The organism is Streptomyces sp. NPDC059740, from assembly GCF_042733155.1.
Lineage (GTDB): Bacteria > Actinomycetota > Actinomycetes > Streptomycetales > Streptomycetaceae > Streptomyces.
The window spans coordinates 83,626-102,155 of sequence record NZ_JBHWGP010000007.1 but is presented as its reverse complement, the minus strand read 5'-3'; the positions used below and the strand labels follow the sequence as shown (position 1 = coordinate 102,155).

Sequence of the window (18,530 nt, the reverse complement as noted above, 5' to 3'; positions counted from 1 at the left end):
TGCTCCTGTGGGGTGGGGCGGGCGCGTCAGCGGGCCAGGCGGGCTGTGTCCCGCGCGGGGTCGATGAGTACGAAGGAGGCTGCGGCGCCCACGGCCAGCAGTGCTCCGGCCAGCAGTACGGCGCTCTGGTAGCCGCCGCTGCCCTGGGCGTCGACGAGAGCTCCGACGACGGCAGGCGCGGCGAGACCGGCGGCCGTCACCACCGCGTTCATGGCGCCGAGTGCGCCGCCGTCGCGGGTGGGTGGGGCGAGTTCGGCGACGGTGGTCGCGGCGACGGTGGCGTACGAGCCGCCGAACCCGAAACCGAGGGCGATCAGCACGGTCTTCTCCGCCGTACCGTCGACCAGCGGCAGTGCCAGGCAACTGGCGGCTCCGAGCGTCAGCAGCCAGCCGCCGACCCAGCCCCGGGCGCGGCGGCTGCCGGCCCCGCGCCGCATGAGCCGACCGGTGAGACCGGCCTGCGCCAGGAGCGCCACGGCGCCGATCGCCCAGGGCACGACGACGACGGTGCCGGCCGTGTGGGCCGAGTAGCCGAGGGCGTTGCGCAGGTAGGAGGGCAGCCAGGTCAGCATCAGGGCCACGGTCCAGTAGCTGGTGAAGTAGGCGAGGGTGGCGCCGATCCAGGTGGGGCTGGTGAAGATCTTTCGGTAGGGGACCGCGGCCCGGCGTGGCTCAGCGGGATGAGTGCGACCGGCTGCGGCGGTGCGGTGCCGCCCGTCCGCGCCGAGCACCGCCCAGGCGAGGGTCCACACGAGCCCCGCGGCGGCGAGCACCCACAGGGCCGCTCGCCACCCGTGGTGCTGGATCACCCAGGACAGGCCGGGGGCCGAGACGATCACACCGAGAGTGACCCCGAGCGTGATCAGGGCGCCGGGGAGGTTGCGCCGGTGGTCGGGGAACCACGCCAGCGTGGCCTGTTGGGAGAGGGGGAAGGCGGGGCCTTCTGCCGCCCCGAGAGCGACGCGGGAGGCGACCAGGACGGCCAGGCCTCCACCGGCGGCTGCCGGCACCTGGGCCACGGACCACGCCACGGCCATCACCAGGATCAGCAGTTTCGGCGACAGCCGGTCGGCGGCGAACCCGACGAGGACCGCGGCCACGGAGAAGAGGAGGAAGAACGCACTGCCCGCCAGCCCGAACTCGGTGGCAGTCAGGCCGAGATCCGCACGGATCTCGTCGGCTGCCAGCCCGAGGACGGACTTGTCGGCGAAGTTGACCATCATGAAGAGCACGAGCAGCACGGTCACCGTCCAGGCACGCCGGCGGCTTCCGCTGGAGGCCTGGCACGCCCCCGGTGGGTGCGGGGACACGGCGGACGCCGCGGTCATGGTTACTCCTGGGGAAGAGACGGGAGGCCGTTCAGGACAGCGGGACACCGGCGACGGCGATGCGCTCCATCACGCGGCGCTGCGGGAAGTAGTCGTTGACCGCGTAGTGCTGGGTGGCGATGTTGTCCCAGACGGCGACGGAGTCGGGCTCCCAGCGGAAGCGGACCTGGAACTCGGGGATGCGGGCCTGGAGGACGAGGATGTCGAGCAGTTCGCGGTTCTCGGCCTCGGACAGCCCCTTGATGCGGCGGGTGAACGGTTCGTTCACGTACAGCGTCCTGCGGCCGCTGCGCGGGTGGCGCACCACGACCGGGTGCTCGACCTGCGGCCAGGACTTGCGGAACGCGGCCTTCTGCTCGGCGTCCATCAGGGCGCCCCAGCTCGCCTCCCAGTCGTGGACGGCGGTGAGGTCCTCGATGCGCTGCCTGAGCTCGTCGGGCAGGTTGTCGTAGGCGGCGGCCATGTCCGCCCACATGGTGTCGCCGCCCGCGGCGGGCACTTCCACGGCACGCAGGACGGCACCGAGCGAGGGGTTGGCCATGAACGAGTGGTCGCTGTGCCAGATGTTCTTGTTGCCGGCGGCCTTGGCGTCCTTGGCGAGCCGGGAGACGCCGGGTGTCCCGGTCCGGGCGAAGAAGGGGTTGGCCTCCGGCGGGCCCCAGACCCCGGAGAGGGCGAGCTGGTGCTCGGAGGTGAAGCCGGTCTGGCCGCGGAAGAAGATCACTTTCCACTCCAGCAGTGCCTGGCGCAGCTCCGCGGCCAGTTCCGGGGTGATCGGCCGGGTCAGGTCGACGCCACCGAGCACGGCGCCGAAGTGCGGGGTGAGCGGAGCGATTTCGAGCAGCCGGTAGGAGAACTGCTCCGTTCCCGGGGCCAGTCGCTCCAGCACGCGGCTGCCGTAATGCATGAGGGGCTTGTCGAGCACGGGCTTGGGGTCGGTCACAGGGGTCGCAGCGACGGCCTGCATGGGGAACCTCCCGACAGCGGGTCAACGGATTACGTAACCGGCAGTATCGATATAGGTCCATGGCAGGGGCAAGGGGTGGGAGGAAGTTGTTTCGACGGCCGGCCAGGCGGCCGCCGTTCCCGCTCCGGGGCACGGCCGAGAGCGCGCCGGGGCAACGGCCCGGCGCGCGCCGCGTGAGGTGAGCCCGGGTCAGTGCCGGGTGCCGACCGCCCGGCCGATCAGGTCGACCATCGACTCGACGAGCGACTCGTCCGGCATCTGCTGCTCGCCGACCATGCGGAAGACCAGTGCGGCCGCCACCAGCGTCGCCGCGTCGGCCACATCGAGGTCCGGTCGGACGTCGCCGCGCGCGATCCCGCGCTCCAGCAGGTGCCGCGTCTCGCCCATTACACGCGAGGTGTAGTCCCGGTACCCTCCGGGTTCCGCACCGGCCTCAGCGGCAGCACCGATCACTCCGGCCAGCAGCCGGCCGACGCCGGGCTGCCGGTACGCCTCCAGGCGCGCGGTCAGCACCGCCCGCAGCTCAGCGCGGAAGTCCCCCATGTCGGGCACGGTCAGCGGACCGATCCGGGACTCGGCGGCGGCGATGACGAGCTCCTGTTTGGTGGGCCAGCGCCGGTACATCGCGGGTTTGCTCACGCCCGCGCGGGCCGCCACGGCGTCCATCGTCAGCGCGTTCATGCCGCTCTCCGCCACCAGCTCGACGACGGCGTCCAGGACGGCCCGGGTGACGTGTGCCTGGCGCGGTCTGCCCGGCCCCCTCCGCGCGCCCTGCCCCTGCTGCTCACCCATGGTGTGACCCTACGCGGCGCCCCCGTCACGCGGGGCGGGTGGGGCCGGGACGCCGGCGCCGCACCGTCCACCCGCCTGGGTCGGCGGACCGCGACACACGGCCGGCGTCCTGCCCGTCTGCAGGCTCCCCCGGGTGGTAGGGGCTCGCCGGGGCCGGCCCGATCCGTCCACCCCGCCCCTCGGCGGGGCGGCGCGGGGACTCACAGCCAGCCGCGGCGTACCGCCTGGGCCCCGGCCTGGAAGCGGCTCGTGGCGCCGAGCCGGTCCACGAGGGCCGCGATCCGCCGACGCAACGTGCGCTCGCTCACGCCGAGGTGCCGTGCGATCGCCTCGTCCTTGAGGCCGGCGTCCAGCAGCGAGAGGAGGGCCCGGTCGTCGGGGTGGGGGAGTGGCTGCCACGGAGACTGGTGGGCGGCGAACACCGGTACCCCCTGGGTCCACTTCGCCTCGAAGAGCTCCACCAGCGCGTCGCACAGACGGGACTGGCGCACCACGGCGGCCGAGGTGCGGGTGCTCTCCTCGTTGGAGGTGAGGGGGACCATCGCCGCCCGCCGATCGACCATCACCATCTTCAACGGCACCCGGGACACCAGCCGGGCCTGTTCCCCCAGGCGCACGACCGCCTTGATCGAGTCGGACCGCTCCGGCACCTCCAGCGCCTCCGCCGCGTACACGGCCCGCACCGTCACTCCGCGGGCGAGAGCCTCGGCTTCCTTCTCGGACGCCTTGGGTGACGCAGAGAGGTAGGGCGGCGCGTCGAAGGCGAGTATCTCCCGTTCGGCGCCGTGCAGCAGTTCGTTGAGGCGGCCGGTGACCGCTGCCGGGCCCTCGATCACCTCCACGAGGCGGTGCGGGTCGGCCCGCAGAGCGCGTTCGTGGTACTCGGCGGCGTACGACTCCAGGGCGACCGCTGCGCTGTTGAGGTCGCTCTGCCGGGCCCGGATCAGTGCGGTGAGTCCCAGTCGGGGGTCGACGGCGTGGTAGCGGGCCGGCCGGCCGGTGGCCGTGGCAAGGCCCAGGGAGACCAGGTGGTCCAGCATCTGACGGGCCTGGCCCGTCGTCATCTCCGTCAGCCGGGCCAGTTCCTGGGCGGTGAGGTGCAACTCGCGCAGCAGCAGCAGGTATCCGCGTTCCGTCGGGTCGTCGAGCCCCACCGGTCCCAGCATGTCTCTCCCTCGGCCGCAGCTTCGGGCGTGGAAACTACCGCCTGACCGGAACCGGACGCTGACCGGTATCGGCCAGTGAGATCCGCTCAACAGCAGGGCTGCGACTGGCAGGGTGCGACCACCCCCGACGCATGACAGGAGCAGACCTCCGTGAGACACAGACTTCCGGGCATACGCTCGGCCTGCCTGGCAGCCGTCCTCGCCCTGGCAGGCGCGCTGCAGGCCGCGCCCGTGGCCGAGGCGGCCCCCGGTCCGAGCGCGCCCGTCCGGCTGACCGCCAAGGCGTTGGACCGACTGAGCGAGCAGTACGCTCAGCGCAGCGACGGAATCCCCGGCCTCGTCGCCCAGGCCGCCCGGCAGGGCACGCACACCCCGTCGGACACGGTGGACCAGCCCGGCGGCAAAGCAGCCAAGGGCGGTGCGGCCTCCTCCGCTCCGGCGGCCGGATCGCTGACCACGAAAGGAAGCTGGGAGACTCCCCGCGGCGTGGCATCGACGCTGGCGCTCGGCGGCACCCGCGACTGGGTGGGCATCTTCAGCGGCGGCCAGATCACCCGCTACAACGCGCAGGGCACCCCGGTGTGGCAGCGCACCTCGCACTCGCTGTACACCGACTGGAAGGTCAAGCCCAAGCAGTCCTACCAGCAGGAGGAGTACAGCCCCGTCCTGTACCAGGGCTACGACCCCTACCAGCCGGGCACTTCGGGCACCCACCCCTTTGCCCAAGCCGACTTCAACCGCGACGGCACCGACGACATAGCCGTCGCCTACAGCGTCGGCGCCGACCCGGCCCGCCCCTTCACCTCGCCCGGATCCGACCTGCAGAGCGGTACGTTCGTCTCGCTGCTGGACGGCCGCACCGGTGCCATGCTCTGGCACACCCTGCTCCCCGGCTACGTCGGCTCGCTCGCCGCTCAGGACGGCAGGCTGATCGCCGCCGACGTCACCGGACCCAGCTGGAACGCCAACCCGGTCGCCGAGCAGGGGGACAGCCGCAGCTCCCTGGTCGCCTACGACCTCACCGCCGACCGGCACGGTCAGGTCGACGGACGCACCGCGTGGACGTACAGCACGAAGGCACCCTGGGCCCTGTGGTCCGACATTGAGGACATGGGTGCCGGACGCGTGGCGACTGCCTGGACGGACACCCCGATGGGCCTGGGCAGCGACCGGCCCGCCGCCGGCCACGTCCTCGTCCTCGACGTCTCCCGCGGCCGCGTCCTCACCGACGTCGCGACACCGGGCTACCCGCGCATGGTGCGAAAGGACCCGGACGCCGACCGGGTACTCGTGGCCGAGCAGAACGACCCCCTGGACGCCGTTCGCTGGGACCTGACAGCCATCTCCGTCCCCTCCGGCAAACGGTCCGTCATCACCACGCGGACCGACACGATCCCCGAAGCACTCGTCGTCAACAAGGACGCCCACGGCAAGCAGGCCCGGTACGCCGTCGCCGAACTCGGCATCAACGCCGACCTCTCCGACGGTGCCAGCCGCGTCTCCGGCTGGAACGGCGACGGGCGCACCCTGTGGACGCACACCACACGGAGCACCGTCGGACGGGACAGCGCACCGACGCTCGCTGTCACCGCTGACGCGCGCGGACGCGGCCACGTCTACGCCGCGGTCGCCGACCCGGTGCCGCAGACGCTCTCCCGCCCCGACGGCCCCGTGCACAGCCAACTGCTCGCCCTCGACGCGACGGACGGCCGCCTGACCTGGCAGAAGGAGGGCCCCGTCGTGGGTGACCAGGTCACCGCATACCGCGGCGGCCTGCTGACGGTCGGCTACGACCTGACGGCCTACCGCATCGACCCGGACAAGGGCGCCGCGACGGCGCAGCCACTGCTCGGCGACACCTACGCCGCCGTGGCGACCGACGTCAACGGCGACGGCGTCGAGGACCTGGTCGTCGGCGGCCAGAGCCGCGGCGTGTTCGCCCTGGACGGCCGCACCCTGAGCGCGAGCAGCCCCCGCATGCTGTGGCACGTGGCCGTCAAGGGCGCCGTGCACCAGCTCACCTCAACGGAACTGGTCGACGGCCGCGGCCGCAGCGCCACCCGCCTCGTCGCCGCGACCTCCTACGGCTTCGCCGTCCTCACCCCCAAGGACGGCACCGTGGTCTCCGACGTGACCACCGGCGCCTACCAGCAGGGCATCGCCGTCGCCCGGGGCGAGGTCATCGCCTCCGGCGACACGCTCGCCGCCTACACTGCCGACGGCAAGAAGACCTGGAGCTACCGCCCGGCCGGCACCGCGGGCAAGCAGGTCTACTACTCCGTGCCCGCCACCGCGGACGGCCGGATCTACCTGGAGTACGGCGGGGCCCGCGGCACCGTCGGCACCGGCCCCTCCGACCCGGCGCCCACCGCCGTCGCCCTCGACCCCGCGCACGGCACCGAGCTGTGGTCCCTGCGCCCCGACTCCGACGCCGCGGCCTGGATACAGCAGCAGGCCGGGGTGCTCGCCGACTCCGCGATCCCCGGCGCCGGCGGCCACGCTGTCGCCTTCGCCTGGGGCGGTGACCGGATGGAGACCCGGGCCCACCTCGTCCAGACCGTCGACGGCCGGACCGGAAAGGTGCTGACCAGCGACCGCTCCGCGGGCTCCGCCACGTTCCAGGGGTTCGCCGCCTCGAAGAAGTACGGACTGGTCGAGCTGCACAACGCGATGATGACCGTCCACCCGGCCGACGGCTCGGCCCTGTACCACGTAAGCACGATCCCCAACGTCCAGCAGGCCCTCTTCCCCCGCACGAGCAGCGGCGCACAGACGTTCGTCGGCGCAGCGGGCGGCCTGCTCCGGTACGACCAGCCCTTCCCCGACGACGAGGACGCCTACACCAGCTCCGCCGACTCCGCCTTCGCCCTGTTCGCCGGCGCCGTCGTCCCGGCAGACCTGAACGGCGACAAGGCCACCGACCTGATCGCACTGCAGCACGACTGGCCCGCCTACGACCTCGACGAGGAGGTCGGCGGCTTCGGCGCCGACCCGGTGGCCACCGACAACTACCAGCACGGCATCTCGGTACTGTCCGTATCCGACGCGGGCACGGGCGCCACCGGCCGGAGAGCCGCGGCCTCCCGGCCGACCAGCGCACCGACGACTGCGGCACCGGTCCACGCCCCGACCCTGCCGCTGGGCACGGCCGCCCCCTTCACACGCGTCGGCAAGTCCCTGGCCGCCACCGGTGAGCAGGCCCCGAGCGAGGAGGCGACGGTCGGCTACACCCCGCAGCAGATCAGCAAGCGGCTGGGGCTCACAGGCGACGGTACGGGTGAGACGGTCGCCGTGACGGTCGCGTACGACTACCCGAGCGCCCGGGCGGACCTGAACCACTTCGCCGCCCACTTCGGCCTGCCGCCCACCTGCGACAGCGTGGCCGAGGGCACGGACTGCTTCACGTTCGAACAGGTCCACGCCGAAGGCACCAGGCCCGCGGCGAACGCCAACTGGTCGGAAGAGGCCGCCCTCGACATCGAATGGGCGCACTCCGTCGCACCCAAGGCGAAGATCGTGCTCGTGGAGGCCTCGGACGCCTCCGCCACCGCACTGAACAAGGCGATCGACGTGGCGGCGACCTACCACCCGGCCGCCGTCAACAACAGCTGGGGCATGCCGGAGTTCTCCGGGGAGGCCTACTACGACAAGCACTGCAAGCTGTCGGCCTCGGTGTGCACCCAGTCCACCGGCGACGCCGGCCACCCCGCGGGCTACTCCAGCACCAACCCCTACGCCCTGGCCGTCGGCGGCACTCACCTGGTCCTCGATGACAGCGGTGCGACGACGGACGAGACGGCGTGGACGGCCACCGGCGGCGGCCTGAGCTACTTCGAGCCGCGTCCGGCCTACCAGAAGGGCGTCAACCCCGCAGCGCACCGGGGTGCTCCGGACGTCAGCTTCGTGGGCGACCCGCACACCGGTGTCGCCGTGTACACCACCGCCACGGGCACGCCGCAGTGGCTGGAGGTGGGAGGCACCAGCCTTTCCTCCCCGATCTGGGCGGCCATCATGGCCGCAACGGACCAACTCCGCGCCGGAGCGGGCAAGAAGCCGCTCGCCGTCGCGGGTCCGGAAGGCGACAGCGTCCACGCCTCGGTCTACGCGCTCGGCGGCGCCCTGCGCGACATCACCGAGGGGTCCAACGGAGCCTGCGGGGCGGAGTGCGAGGCAGGCCCCGGCTACGACACCGTGACCGGGCTGGGCTCCCCCGCTGCGGGAGTGGACAAAGCGCTCGCCGCCATGAAGTAACCGATCCGGGGCCCTGCCGTCCGGTAGGGCCCCAGCAGCATCCGCAGAACACGGGCAAGGGTGCCCGTCGTCGGAGCCCGTCACGGATCCGGCCCGGGCAGGACCTGTCAACTGCTTGCGCCGACCGCTGCCTACCTGCTGAACGCAGTCCATCCTCCGACTCGGAACGCGTGTGGGCAGCGCGTCGCCCCCAGGGAACTCGGCAGCGCTGCGAGGACCGTGGAGGTCGACGGGCTCACGAATCGACCCGAGGCGAAACCCCTGCCGGCAGGGCCGCGCGGCGCGGACTTGAGCGGACCGCGCCGGCGGCGGCCGCTCAGCTGTCCTGCGCGACCTCCGAGGCGATCCGGTCGAACTGTGCGGCCATCGCCTCCTGCAGGGCCTGGGCCGCCGACAACGGCCGCACCATGACGGTGAATTCGTCGATCAGGCCCTCGTCGTTGACGTGCAGGAGGTCGCAGCCGCCCAGTTCGCGGTCGCCGACGCGTGCCGCGAACACGAGGACGTGGTCGCGGCCACCCGCATCGTTGATCTCCCGCACGTAGTGGAAGTCCTCGAAGACACGCGTCACCCCGCGCAGGATCGCCGCCGTGATCGCCTTGCCCGCATACGGCTTGAACACCACGGGGCTGGTGAAGACGACGTCCTCGGCGAGGAGGGCCTCGATCGCGTCGTGGTCGTTCGCCTCCACGGCCTTGCGGAACGCCTGCATGACGCCACCTCTCCAGGGCCCGCAGCCCTGTACTCAATTCGTTGAATAGGTGTGATGGAAGGTAATCGCATCGCTGTATGGTGTCCAGATGTCTCTGAAGTACGCGGTGCTCGCGGCCCTGCTGGAGGGTGAGGCCTCGGGCTACGACCTGGCGAAGATCTTCGACGTGTCCGTCTCGAACTTCTGGGCGGCGACGCCCCAGCAGCTCTACCGCGAGCTGGAGCGGCTCGCGTCCGACGGGCTGATCGAGGCCCGCGTCGTGCTCCAGGAGCGCAGGCCGAACAAGCGGCTGTTCACGCTCACCGGCGCCGGACGCGCACACCTCGCGGCGTTCACGGCCGAGGAGCCGCGGCCCATCGCGGTACGGGACGAACTGATGGTCAAGGTGCAGGCTGCCGACGTCGGCGACACGGCCGCCGTGCGGGCCCACATCAAGGAGCGCATGGCGTGGGCGACGGGCAAGCTCGCGCGCTACGAGCGCGTACGCGCCCACCTGCTGCAGGGCATGACCGAGGAGGAGTTCCTGCGCGACGGGGAGCGGATCGGTCCGTACCTGACGCTGCTGCGCGGCATCTCCCTGGAGGAGGAGAACCTCCGCTGGGGGCGCCGAGCCCTGGAGATCCTCGACCTGCGCACGGCAGGGGCCGAGCGCTGACCAGGCCTTGGCGTACCTGCGCTGGCAGCCCTCGGCGAGAGGTGGACCCAGGCGGTCCGCGCCCGCTCACTCCTCGTGCGGGGTGGCGGCCGGCGCGTCCGAGGGGTACCAGGCGACGACGAGGGTGCCGACGACCAGTACCACCAGGGCCAGCACCCGCATCGCGGTGTCCATGGCGGCGGTGAAGTCGGCGACCACCGCATGGCCCGCCCCGGTCGAGGCGCCCCCGGACGCGGCGGCGAGCCGCTCCTCGGCGGCCGGCACCGTGGTGGGCGCGTGCGGTCCGCGCAGCGCAGCCGGCAGGCGGGAGGTGAAGACGGCCGCCACCACGCTGCCGCTCACCGCGACACCCAGTGCGCTGCCCAGCTCCCGGGCCAGACTCTGCAGCCCCGAACCCGTTCCGGCCCGGTGGGCCGGCAGGGCCGACATCATGGCGTGAGAGAGCAGCGGTGTGGCCAGACCGCAGCCGGCCGCCGTCAGTGTCGCCCCGGCCGCGTACAGCGGATAGGGCGTCTGCGGCCCGGCGAACGACACCGTGGCCAGGCCGGCCGCGAGCACCAGCAGCCCCGTCCCGAGAGTGCCCCGGGGGCCGAGCCGCCGCTGCAGCCCCACCGCGAGGCGCGGGGCGAAGAAGAGGCCGGCCGCCATCGGCAGCAACCGCACCCCCGCACCCAGTGGCGTGTACCCCTTGGCGTACTGGAGGTACTGGCCGTTGACGTAGAAGAGCCCGAACATCCCGACGAACGCCAGCGCCATGCCGACCGCCCCGGCCCGTACCTCCGCAACGGCGAACAACCGCGGGTCGAGCAACGGACGTGCGCTGCGCAGCTCGTGCACCACCCAGCCGGTCAGCAGCACGGCGGCGGCCGCGAACCCGGCCAGTACGCGTGCGCTGGTCCATCCGGACTGCGGCCCCGAGACGATGCCGGACAGCAGCGCGAGGAAACCCGCGGTCAGCAGCCCGCCGGAGACGACCGACACCGGATGGTCGTGCCGGGGCGGCGCCGGCGCGCAGGCCAGGACCAGCGCGAGGGCGAGAAGAGCCGGCGGCACCACGCACCAGAACAGCGCCCGCCAGGAACCGGTCTGCAAGGCCGCGCCACCGCCCACGTTGCCCAGTACCGCGGCCATACCCGTCATGGAGGCCCACACCGCGACCAGCCGGGGACGGCGGTCCGGATCGGCACCGCCCACCATCAGGGCCAGTGTGGTCGGCAGTACCGCGGCGGCCCCCACCCCGCTGACCACCCGTCCGGCGATCACCACACCGACGTCCGGCGCCAGCGCGCACACCGCACAGCCTGCAGTGAACAGGCCCATCCCGGCGGCCAGTGTGCCCTTGCGGCCCAGCCGGTCGGCGAGTGCTCCGCCGGGCACCAGCAGGCAGGCGAAGAACACCACGTAACCGTCCACGATCCACAGCACCGCCTCCGCCGAGGGGTGCAGAGAACTGCGGGACAGGGCCGGGATGGCCAGGTTGACGGCGGAGACCATGCCCACCACCAGGGCGACGCACAGGCACAGCACCACCACGGTGAGCCGGTCCGGTCCGCCCGCGGCGCAGGGCGTCGGCCGCCGGGGAGGCGCGGACGGCGCGAACTCAGGTTCCGTCGGTTCCGTCCGGTGAACGGGAGTCATCGGCGTGGCCCTCCAAGGGGGGACGTACGGGGCCCGCGCCGGTGGCCGGTTCACGCAGCAACTCGGCGTGGAAGGCCAGCCGGTCGCCCCGGATGTAGAGGAACTCCAGGTCCACCGGGCGGGAGTCGGGCAGCCGGCTCAGCCGTTCCACGGAGAACACGGCGGAACCGGCGGGGACTTCGAGCAGGGCGCAGGTGTGCGGGTCGCCGCTCACGGCCTGGACCGTGACGCTCGCCGAACCGAGCCGGCCGCCGGTGCTCTGCTCGATGAGCCCGAACAGGTCCCGGCCGGTCAGGTCGGCCCTCAGCAACGGCGTGCCGACGTCCTCGCTGAGATAGGTCAGGTCCAGGGACAGCGGGACGCCCGCGAGCAGTCGGAGCCGCTCGATGTAGACCACCTTCCCGCCCTCCGGTACACGCAGCTTCCGTGCCACCTCGGCGGGCGGGCGGACGGTGTCGGCCACCCGCACCCGGTTGCTCACCGGACCGTGGACGTCCAGCGTTTCGGCGAGGCCGGTCAGCCGTTCCAGGGTGTGCTCCAGGGGGCGGCGCCTGACCACCGTGCCCACGCCCCGGCGTCGCTCGACCACCCCCTCGTCCCGCAGGCTGCCCAGTGCCGCCCGGACCGTGTTGCGGGAGACGCCGAAGTCCCCGATCAGCGTCCGTTCGTCGGGCAGCACACCGGAGGGGAAGGCGCCGGAGGTGATCTGCCGGCGCAGGACTTCGGCGACCTGGCGCGCCCGGTCCGCGCGCGTGCGCCGGGCGGGCCCACCGCTCGCCCCCGCGGTACCCGGAGTGCGGCGGGCGGCAGCGTCGGGGCGGGGCGAGGGGGTGCTGGCCGACGTGGTGCCGGTCGGCTCGCCAGGGGGCTGGTGCATGGGATCTCCAGGAGCTCGCTTGCGGTGCCTCCCGCCGAGGGGACGTGGCCGGCCGGCGGTCTGGAACCGCCGGTGCGGGGGCGACGAACGGAGTGTCCGCCCCTACGGCGCCGTCGGACGGCGGACGCGCTGGCGATGACGTCCACAGTAGGCGCCCGATGTTTCGCCCGCGTTACGCCACCCACGTTGACCTGCGACAACGCTGGGACGTGCAGCGATGGAGTCAGACGTGGACGGTTGCGCCACCCCGGACGCGCCCCTTGTGCTTTCCATGTGTCGGAATCCTTGTTCCGCTTGGTGGGCTGTCCTAGGGTCGGGCCGCTCGAACCCCGCCGCCGCCCGCGGTGGGGTGTCCACGGCGGTGCGCAAGACACGGAGGAACACGTGGTGGCGAAGCCAACCAGGCCGGAACGGTCGGAACTGCTGGCGGACAGCCGGGGCGGAGCGAGCGCCCCGCGGAGCGGAGGGCCGGCCGGGAGGACGGGCAGCAACACGAGCGGGCCGCCCACCGGCAGGCCGGCCGGCGGCCAGGAGCCACCACGTCCCTACCAGCCGGCGGCTGCGCGCGAGGAGCCGGTCCCGTGCGATGCGGCGACGTCCCGACCCACCGAAGCGGCGGGAGTGGACGCGGGGGGCCGGACCGGTGTGGGACGGCGCGGATTCGTCATCGGTGCCGGGCTCGCCGGTGCCGGGCTGCTCGACGCCGGTGCGGCTCCCCCTGTCCACGCTGCCACCACCACCGCCGCGGGTCGGCCCCACGCACTGCGTCCCGAGGACCTGCACGGCCCTGCCCTCCTCCTGGTACCGGAGGTCGTCCTGCTCGCGACCGGACCGGCGACCGGGCAGGCGGTCCTGGTGCGCGAGGGAGTCTTCGAGGAGGTCGGTCCGGTCGAACGGCTGACCGGGCGCCACCGGGAGCTCACCCCGCTGCGGCTGCCGGGCACGCTGTTGATGCCGGGCTTCGTCGACGCCCACCACCACCTCACCCAGAGCTTCGGCAAGGCACTGGCCTACGGGCAGCCGTCGGAGATCTTCACCACGATCTGGGAGCCCCTGGAGAAGGCGCTGGACGAGGACACCGCACACCTGGCGGCGAAGCTGGCCGCGCTGGAGTCGCTGCGCGGTGGCTTCACCACGGTCGCGGACGCCGGCACCAGGGCGCCGGTCGACGTCGCGGTGCTGGCCGAGGCCACACAGCAGGTCGGCGTGCGCTGCGTGCTGGGCAAGGTCGTCTCGGACGGCAAGGGCGGCGAACGCCACCTGGAGCGCTGGCACGGAACGAAGCTGGTGCACCCCTCCCTCGCCATTCCGGTTCCCGAGGACGCCACCGCGGCCGTCCTGAAGCAGACGGCCGACCTGTGCGCCGAGGCCGGAGCCGTCTTCCAGACCCATGTCAACGAGCATCTGGCCGCAGTGGAGAGGTCGTTGAAGAGCGTCGGTCGCCGACCGGTGGCCTACCTCCACCACATCAAGGCGCTCGGCCCGCACACTCTCGGCGCCCATGCGACACTCCTGTCGCCCACCGAGCTGCGCTACCTGGCCGACACCGGGGCGGCGGTGAGCTACAACCCGGTGGCCAGCGTCTGGAAGGGCAACGCGGTCGCCCAGGCCGCGGTGATGGACGCGATGGGGATCCGGTTCGGCACCGGTACCGACAGCACCCGCGGGGACGGCTTCCGCCTGGTCGAGGCGGCCGAGACCGCGCAGCGCCTGACCACGGGCCTGGCGAACGGTGACACGGTGTGCGGGGCCGGTGCGTTGTGGCTCACCCACGCCACGTCCCTGAGCGCCGACGCCCTCGGCCTCGGCCGCGTCACCGGCGAGGTCGCCGCCGGAAAGGCCGCCGACTTCCTCCTGGTCGACCTGCGGCTGCCGGAACTCACCCCCTCCTACGACCTGTCGTGGGAACTGGTGCGGATGGCCGACCGGGACCAGATCACCGCGGTCTTCGTCGACGGTCGGCTGCGGCTGTGGCACGGCTGGCCCACCGACTGGGACGGCCCGGCACTGGTACGCCGTGCCGCCGAGGTGGGCCCGCAGGTGGTCCGCAAGGCCCGGCTGCGCCGCGTCAACCCCCATGCCGACCGCGCCGGGCGGCCGGTGGCCCGGGCCCGGACCTGAGGGACGGACATCGGTGCTGCCGGGCGCGAAGGCGGCAGCACGCAGCGGCGGTATGGCGGCGCACCGCCGCGGCGTCCCGAGTCGGCCCCCGTCCCCAACGTCCCGTAGCCCTGTGCAGCCGGAAGGATGCCCCGCACCCAGGGCGTCCCAGTCCCCGCGCAGTCTGACCCGGCTCCCTCGGCCCGCCTCCCCAGGCCAGATGGAACATGGCCCGCCGCCACGATGTCCTCGCCCAACAGGGCGGCCGGATCGGTCCTCGCTGCCCGCAACACCGCTACAGCCTCCTCCTCGTGGTGCCGGTCAGGGCCCCCTGGGCTGGAAGGAGTAGGTGGCACTCGCCTGGGAGCCGGCGGTGCGGCGTCACCGGACAGATCACAGGCGGCGCCGACCGAAAGGATTCATCGGCGAACCCGCGGGCATGCGCGACTCCGTGTAGACCAGGGGGAGACCCCCTACCAGGTGGAATGTGGCGTGGGGGCGGGTCGCGAAGTGCGGAGTGTTGAGGGCCGTACCCCGCAAGAGCTCTTGAGGCACGGTCGTCATTGCCTTCTTGGAGTGCGAATGAAGATCACACCTGTAGTGTCGCTGGCGTACAAAGGCATGGCTGGTCTGCCGATCTGGGCCCTCGTGGCGGTAGTGCTGATCGCCTTCATCGTTCTTGCGATTGGCTGGCATCGGCGGAACAGGTAGCCGAAGTCCGGGGGAGTGGGTGTACGTGCTGGAGGACTGGGGCATGGCCACGTGGGCCGGCGGCTACTGGGAAGTGGAGTCGATGTGGCCGGGCCCTGGCGAGGAGATCGTCTGCCTGACGTTGAACTCGGTCAGCCCGCCGCAGACACTCGTCCATGTGGCAGCCGACGAGATGCCCCGGCGGGCCGAGTTCGGCGAGGACACCGGCCAGGGCTCCGTCTGGACGCGGCCCTCCACGCGGCGGGCGCGGTCTTTCCAGCCATCGGGGACGTGGGTGAAGTCGCCGTTGTGGCGTATGACCCGGAGCGCGGGCCCCGGCTGCCCGAGGCGGTCTGCGCCGCTGTCGGCAACTACTGCGACCTGACCGTCGACAGGGAAGCGGTTCAGGCGGGGGACCTGGCCGGTCTCTCGGTCCCCCTGGCGTGACACCGCCGAGGTCGGTCTCCCCACCGCATTGCGAAGGGCAGACCGACCGCCCGCTCGGGGGCGGCTACTGGGCTGAGGGTTTGCAGGTGACCGGGGGCTCCGGTGAGGACGGGTGTCACCCAGCGCCATGCGGGTGTCCAGCCGGCTGAACTCTGGCGTCCCCGGTCAACCACAGACGTACAACGGGGCGTAGAGGAAGTGCCCGTGCATATCAGGTCTGAGCCTGACGACCGCCGGGACGGGCGCTCGTAGTGTCGCTTCCGGGTCCGCGCAACGGCCCGTCAGGGACGGCCGCCGGGAACCGACCGGGCGGCTGACGACACGAAACTGGGGGATCACCATGACCTTCCGTGCCATGGCGACGCACGCCGCCTTCGCCACCTCCGCGATCGCGGTCGCCACGATGCTGATCGGTGCCCAGGCCGCCTCCGCGGCCACGGACGACAGTTTCACGGTGAAGACGAACGGAGGATGCGGCTCGGTCGAGTTCGTCGACTACGGGCCGGGCGCCGCGGGCGGCGGCAACAATGACGACTACGCCGTCATCCACGACTACTGCTCGGACGGCAAGGGCGTCAGGGCCTACGCCTGGATCGGCAGCAAGTACCTGGGCGCCAGGAACAACACCAACGGCCTGAACGGGTCCGCCGTCGTCTGGGACCCCTTCGGCAACGTCACCAACGGGCAGAATGTGGGTCTCAAGGTGTGCCTTTTCAACTCGGACAACGTCCTGAGTTCCTGCGCCAGCGCGAACAAGACGAGCGACGGCTGACCCGCCGACCGCGCGGTGCTCCGCAAGGAGGCGGGCCCCGCGCGGTCACCCCGCCTGTCCGGGGACGACAAGCCCGCTTTCGTATGCCATGACGACGGCCTGCGCCCGGCTGCTGAGCGAGAGCTTGCCCATGAGCCGGTGCAGATGTGTCTTGACCGTGCCCTCGGTGACGTGGAGTCGGCGGGCGACGGCGCTGTTGTCGATGCCCAGGCCGACCAGCCGGAGCACTTCCTTCTCCCGTGCGGTCAGCTCCGACAGCGCCGCCGGATCGACCGCCGCCGACGGCCGCCGGGTATAGGTCTCCACCAGGCGTCTGGTCACCGCCGGAGCCAAGAGCATCTCCCCACGGGCCACCACGCCGACCGCCTCGATGAGCCGCCCCGGCGACGTGTCCTTGAGCAGGAAACCGGCAGCGCCGGCGCGCAGTGCCGAGTACACGTACTCGTCTATGTCGAAGGTCGTCAGCACCACCACACGGGGCGGGTCGGGTACCTTTTGGAGGATCTCCTCGGTGGCGGCGACACCGCTCATGCCCGGCATCCGGATGTCCATGAGGACGACGTCCCACCGCTCACGGACGGTTGCCTCAACGGCCGCCTCACCGTCGGACACCTCGCCCACCTCGGTGATGTCCGGAGCCGTCCGGAGCAGGGCGGCCAGACCGGCCCTGGTGAGGTCCTGGTCATCCACAACGAGCACACGTGTCACTGCAATCGCCCCCCGGCCCCTCCGGGCACGCGCGCCGACGCGCATGTGCCGGGAGGACCACCCTGACTTCGAAACCGCCCCCGTCGCACGGCGCCGCGGACAGCCGTCCTCCGCAGATCCTGACCCGCTCGCGCATGCCGATCAAGCCAAGGCCTGCTCCGGGGGCGGGATCCGGTCGGCCTGCTGGGGGCTCGGCACCTCCGTCGTCGCGGACCTCAAGGACGACCTCGTCGGGCGTGTAGCCGAAGGTGAGCAGCACCCCCGCGCCCGGCGCGTGCTTGATGACGTTGGTGAGTGCTTCCTGAGCGACCCGGTAGACGCATGCCTCCACCACGGGCGGTAACGGTACGGGTGCCCCCGTGACCACGAACCGTATGCCGAGGCCGGCCGACGCGGCGCCGTCGACCAGGTCCGGCAGTCGGTCGAGGCGGGGAGCCGCCTGACGGGTGGTCTCCTCGCCGTCTTCGTCGGACCGGACGCGCAGCACGGTGAGCAGGCTCCGCAGCTCGTCCAGTGCACCGCGCCCGGCCTCCGCCATGGTCCGCAGGGCGCCGCGCGCCGCCGCAACGTCCGAGGTGAGCACCGCTTCCGCGAGCCCGGCCTGGATGGTGACCACCGACATGTGGTGGGTCACCACATCATGGAGTTCCCTCGCTATGGCAATGCGTTCGAGCGTGACGGCGTCGCGCGCGCGTGCCTCCTGTTCGGCCGCCAGGTCCGCGGTGACCTGACGCAGGCGGGCGTTGACGCGGGCCAGGAGGAAACGGGTACGGCCGAACCAGACCGCCACCACCGGGACCAGGAGCGCCTGGGCGGCCGTCAGCGCCAGGGGCAGGCGACCAGCGATCCCGCTCAGCGCGATGACCGTCGCCACCGGAACGGCCACCGCCCAGGCGACCCGGACCGGACGGCACTCGGCCAGGCTGAGCAGTCCGGCGACCGGGGCCCACCAGTCCACGGTCGGCTGGTAACCGCAGCCGAGGTAGACGGTGTAGACGCCGGCGGACACCAGCACCGTCAGGGAAGGCGCACGCCGCCGGGCCGCCAAAGGCAGCGCAGTCAGGGCGGCCAGGGCGTACCCGAGCCCGTCGAACGCGCGCCACCCGGGCGGCTGGTAACAGGCACCGGCGATACCGGTCACCACCGCGAAGCCGATCGCGACGGCGGCGTCGATGAACGGGTCGCGTAACCGAGTCGTGTCCACCGGGCGATGCTAAGGGTTGTCCCGTCATCCCCGGCGGCCTCGCGACGCCCAGCACGACGCCTCGCCGCGTTGTCGAATCGACCGAATACAACCAGTATGCGGGCGACTCTCCGCCGTGCGATGCACCGCACTGGAGGCCGCTCGCTGATCCACCAGGAATCACTGGACAGCCCCCAGAAGGCTGCGGCGACTCCGTGCTCGGCACAGGGGCGCCGGCCGCGGC

15 protein-coding genes are annotated in these 18,530 nt (G+C 72.3%); 6 read left to right on the top strand and 9 right to left on the bottom strand.

Translation table 11 applies throughout. From position 1 onward, the window contains the following. Window positions 1-26: 26 nt before the first annotated feature. The 4 genes from ACFV3R_RS11595 to ACFV3R_RS11580 form a co-directional block, all read right to left on the bottom strand. On the bottom strand, window positions 27-1,328 hold the full coding sequence (locus ACFV3R_RS11595; RefSeq protein ID WP_385579395.1) for an MFS transporter: 1,302 nt from the start codon (window positions 1,326-1,328) through the stop codon (window positions 27-29). Between the two features lie 31 nt (window positions 1,329-1,359). Then, the gene (locus tag ACFV3R_RS11590) at window positions 1,360-2,295 is read right to left on the bottom strand and encodes a TauD/TfdA dioxygenase family protein (protein WP_385579392.1); all 936 of its coding nucleotides are present in this window, start codon (window positions 2,293-2,295) and stop codon (window positions 1,360-1,362) included. A gap of 189 nt (window positions 2,296-2,484) precedes the next feature. Further along, a complete protein-coding gene (locus ACFV3R_RS11585) occupies window positions 2,485-3,087 on the bottom strand; it encodes a TetR/AcrR family transcriptional regulator (RefSeq protein WP_385579389.1) in 603 nt (200 codons plus the stop codon). A 200-nt stretch (window positions 3,088-3,287) separates the two neighbouring features. Further along, window positions 3,288-4,253: a TrmB family transcriptional regulator sugar-binding domain-containing protein gene (locus tag ACFV3R_RS11580; protein ID WP_385579385.1), complete on the bottom strand. Its 966-nt coding sequence runs from the start codon at window positions 4,251-4,253 to the stop codon at window positions 3,288-3,290. 150 nt (window positions 4,254-4,403) lie between these two features. Between ACFV3R_RS11580 and ACFV3R_RS11575 the strand changes: the two genes are divergently transcribed. Next, complete coding sequence (locus ACFV3R_RS11575) at window positions 4,404-8,504, top strand: hypothetical protein (RefSeq protein ID WP_385579382.1); 4,101 nt, start codon at window positions 4,404-4,406, stop codon at window positions 8,502-8,504. A gap of 316 nt (window positions 8,505-8,820) precedes the next feature. Here ACFV3R_RS11575 and ACFV3R_RS11570 read toward each other — a convergent pair whose 3' ends face one another. Continuing rightward, window positions 8,821-9,216 (bottom strand): nuclear transport factor 2 family protein, encoded by a 396-nt coding sequence (locus ACFV3R_RS11570; protein ID WP_385579379.1) that lies wholly within the window; start codon window positions 9,214-9,216, stop codon window positions 8,821-8,823. Between the two features lie 88 nt (window positions 9,217-9,304). On the opposite strand from ACFV3R_RS11570, the gene ACFV3R_RS11565 reads away from it, so the two are divergent. After that, window positions 9,305-9,871, top strand: coding sequence for a PadR family transcriptional regulator (locus tag ACFV3R_RS11565; protein ID WP_385579376.1), 567 nt, complete (start codon window positions 9,305-9,307; stop codon window positions 9,869-9,871). 66 nt (window positions 9,872-9,937) lie between these two features. Here the strand turns inward: ACFV3R_RS11565 and ACFV3R_RS11560 are convergent, their stop codons facing one another. Both ACFV3R_RS11560 and ACFV3R_RS11555 read right to left on the bottom strand, forming a co-directional pair. Beyond that, complete coding sequence (locus ACFV3R_RS11560; RefSeq protein ID WP_385579373.1) at window positions 9,938-11,509, bottom strand: MFS transporter; 1,572 nt, start codon at window positions 11,507-11,509, stop codon at window positions 9,938-9,940. Then, the gene (locus ACFV3R_RS11555) at window positions 11,472-12,386 is read right to left on the bottom strand and encodes a GntR family transcriptional regulator (RefSeq protein WP_385579369.1); all 915 of its coding nucleotides are present in this window, start codon (window positions 12,384-12,386) and stop codon (window positions 11,472-11,474) included. The genes ACFV3R_RS11560 and ACFV3R_RS11555 overlap by 38 nt, the downstream gene beginning before the upstream one ends. A 645-nt stretch (window positions 12,387-13,031) precedes the next feature. Between ACFV3R_RS11555 and ACFV3R_RS11550 the strand changes: the two genes are divergently transcribed. The 4 genes from ACFV3R_RS11550 (at window position 13,032) to ACFV3R_RS11535 (ending at window position 16,395) form a co-directional block, all read left to right on the top strand. Continuing rightward, complete coding sequence (locus tag ACFV3R_RS11550) at window positions 13,032-14,507, top strand: amidohydrolase family protein (RefSeq protein WP_385579365.1); 1,476 nt, start codon at window positions 13,032-13,034, stop codon at window positions 14,505-14,507. 561 nt (window positions 14,508-15,068) lie between these two features. Continuing rightward, the gene (locus tag ACFV3R_RS11545) at window positions 15,069-15,197 is read left to right on the top strand and encodes a hypothetical protein (RefSeq protein ID WP_385579362.1); all 129 of its coding nucleotides are present in this window, start codon (window positions 15,069-15,071) and stop codon (window positions 15,195-15,197) included. Window positions 15,198-15,485: 288 nt separating this feature from the next. Then, window positions 15,486-15,623, top strand: coding sequence for a hypothetical protein (locus ACFV3R_RS11540; RefSeq protein WP_385579359.1), 138 nt, complete (start codon window positions 15,486-15,488; stop codon window positions 15,621-15,623). Window positions 15,624-15,963: 340 nt separating this feature from the next. Next, the gene (locus tag ACFV3R_RS11535; protein WP_385579356.1) at window positions 15,964-16,395 is read left to right on the top strand and encodes a hypothetical protein; all 432 of its coding nucleotides are present in this window, start codon (window positions 15,964-15,966) and stop codon (window positions 16,393-16,395) included. A 45-nt stretch (window positions 16,396-16,440) separates the two neighbouring features. Here the strand turns inward: ACFV3R_RS11535 and ACFV3R_RS11530 are convergent, their stop codons facing one another. Both ACFV3R_RS11530 and ACFV3R_RS11525 read right to left on the bottom strand, forming a co-directional pair. Next, window positions 16,441-17,148 carry a response regulator gene (locus ACFV3R_RS11530; protein WP_385579352.1) on the bottom strand — a complete coding sequence of 236 codons (708 nt, stop codon included), beginning with the start codon at window positions 17,146-17,148 and terminating at the stop codon, window positions 16,441-16,443. After that, the gene (locus ACFV3R_RS11525) at window positions 17,078-18,307 is read right to left on the bottom strand and encodes a sensor histidine kinase (protein ID WP_385579349.1); all 1,230 of its coding nucleotides are present in this window, start codon (window positions 18,305-18,307) and stop codon (window positions 17,078-17,080) included. Before ACFV3R_RS11525 ends, ACFV3R_RS11530 begins: the two co-directional genes overlap by 71 nt. Window positions 18,308-18,530: the final 223 nt, after the last annotated feature.

Excerpts from the sequence above, each read along its gene's own strand:
- ACFV3R_RS11565 (WP_385579376.1), top strand. The coding sequence starts at position 9,305 with ATGTCTCTGAAGTACGCGGTGCTCGCGGCCCTGCTGGAGGGTGAGGCC.
- ACFV3R_RS11530 (WP_385579352.1), bottom strand. The coding sequence starts at position 17,148 with ATGCGCGTCGGCGCGCGTGCCCGGAGGGGCCGGGGGGCGATTGCAGTG.
- ACFV3R_RS11580 (WP_385579385.1), bottom strand. The coding sequence starts at position 4,253 with ATGCTGGGACCGGTGGGGCTCGACGACCCGACGGAACGCGGATACCTG.
- ACFV3R_RS11595 (WP_385579395.1), bottom strand. The coding sequence starts at position 1,328 with ATGACCGCGGCGTCCGCCGTGTCCCCGCACCCACCGGGGGCGTGCCAG.
- ACFV3R_RS11590 (WP_385579392.1), bottom strand. The coding sequence starts at position 2,295 with ATGCAGGCCGTCGCTGCGACCCCTGTGACCGACCCCAAGCCCGTGCTC.
- ACFV3R_RS11570 (WP_385579379.1), bottom strand. The coding sequence starts at position 9,216 with ATGCAGGCGTTCCGCAAGGCCGTGGAGGCGAACGACCACGACGCGATC.
- ACFV3R_RS11555 (WP_385579369.1), bottom strand. The coding sequence starts at position 12,386 with ATGCACCAGCCCCCTGGCGAGCCGACCGGCACCACGTCGGCCAGCACC.
- ACFV3R_RS11585 (WP_385579389.1), bottom strand. The coding sequence starts at position 3,087 with ATGGGTGAGCAGCAGGGGCAGGGCGCGCGGAGGGGGCCGGGCAGACCG.
- ACFV3R_RS11545 (WP_385579362.1), top strand. The coding sequence starts at position 15,069 with ATGAAGATCACACCTGTAGTGTCGCTGGCGTACAAAGGCATGGCTGGT.
- ACFV3R_RS11560 (WP_385579373.1), bottom strand. The coding sequence starts at position 11,509 with ATGACTCCCGTTCACCGGACGGAACCGACGGAACCTGAGTTCGCGCCG.
- ACFV3R_RS11535 (WP_385579356.1), top strand. The coding sequence starts at position 15,964 with ATGACCTTCCGTGCCATGGCGACGCACGCCGCCTTCGCCACCTCCGCG.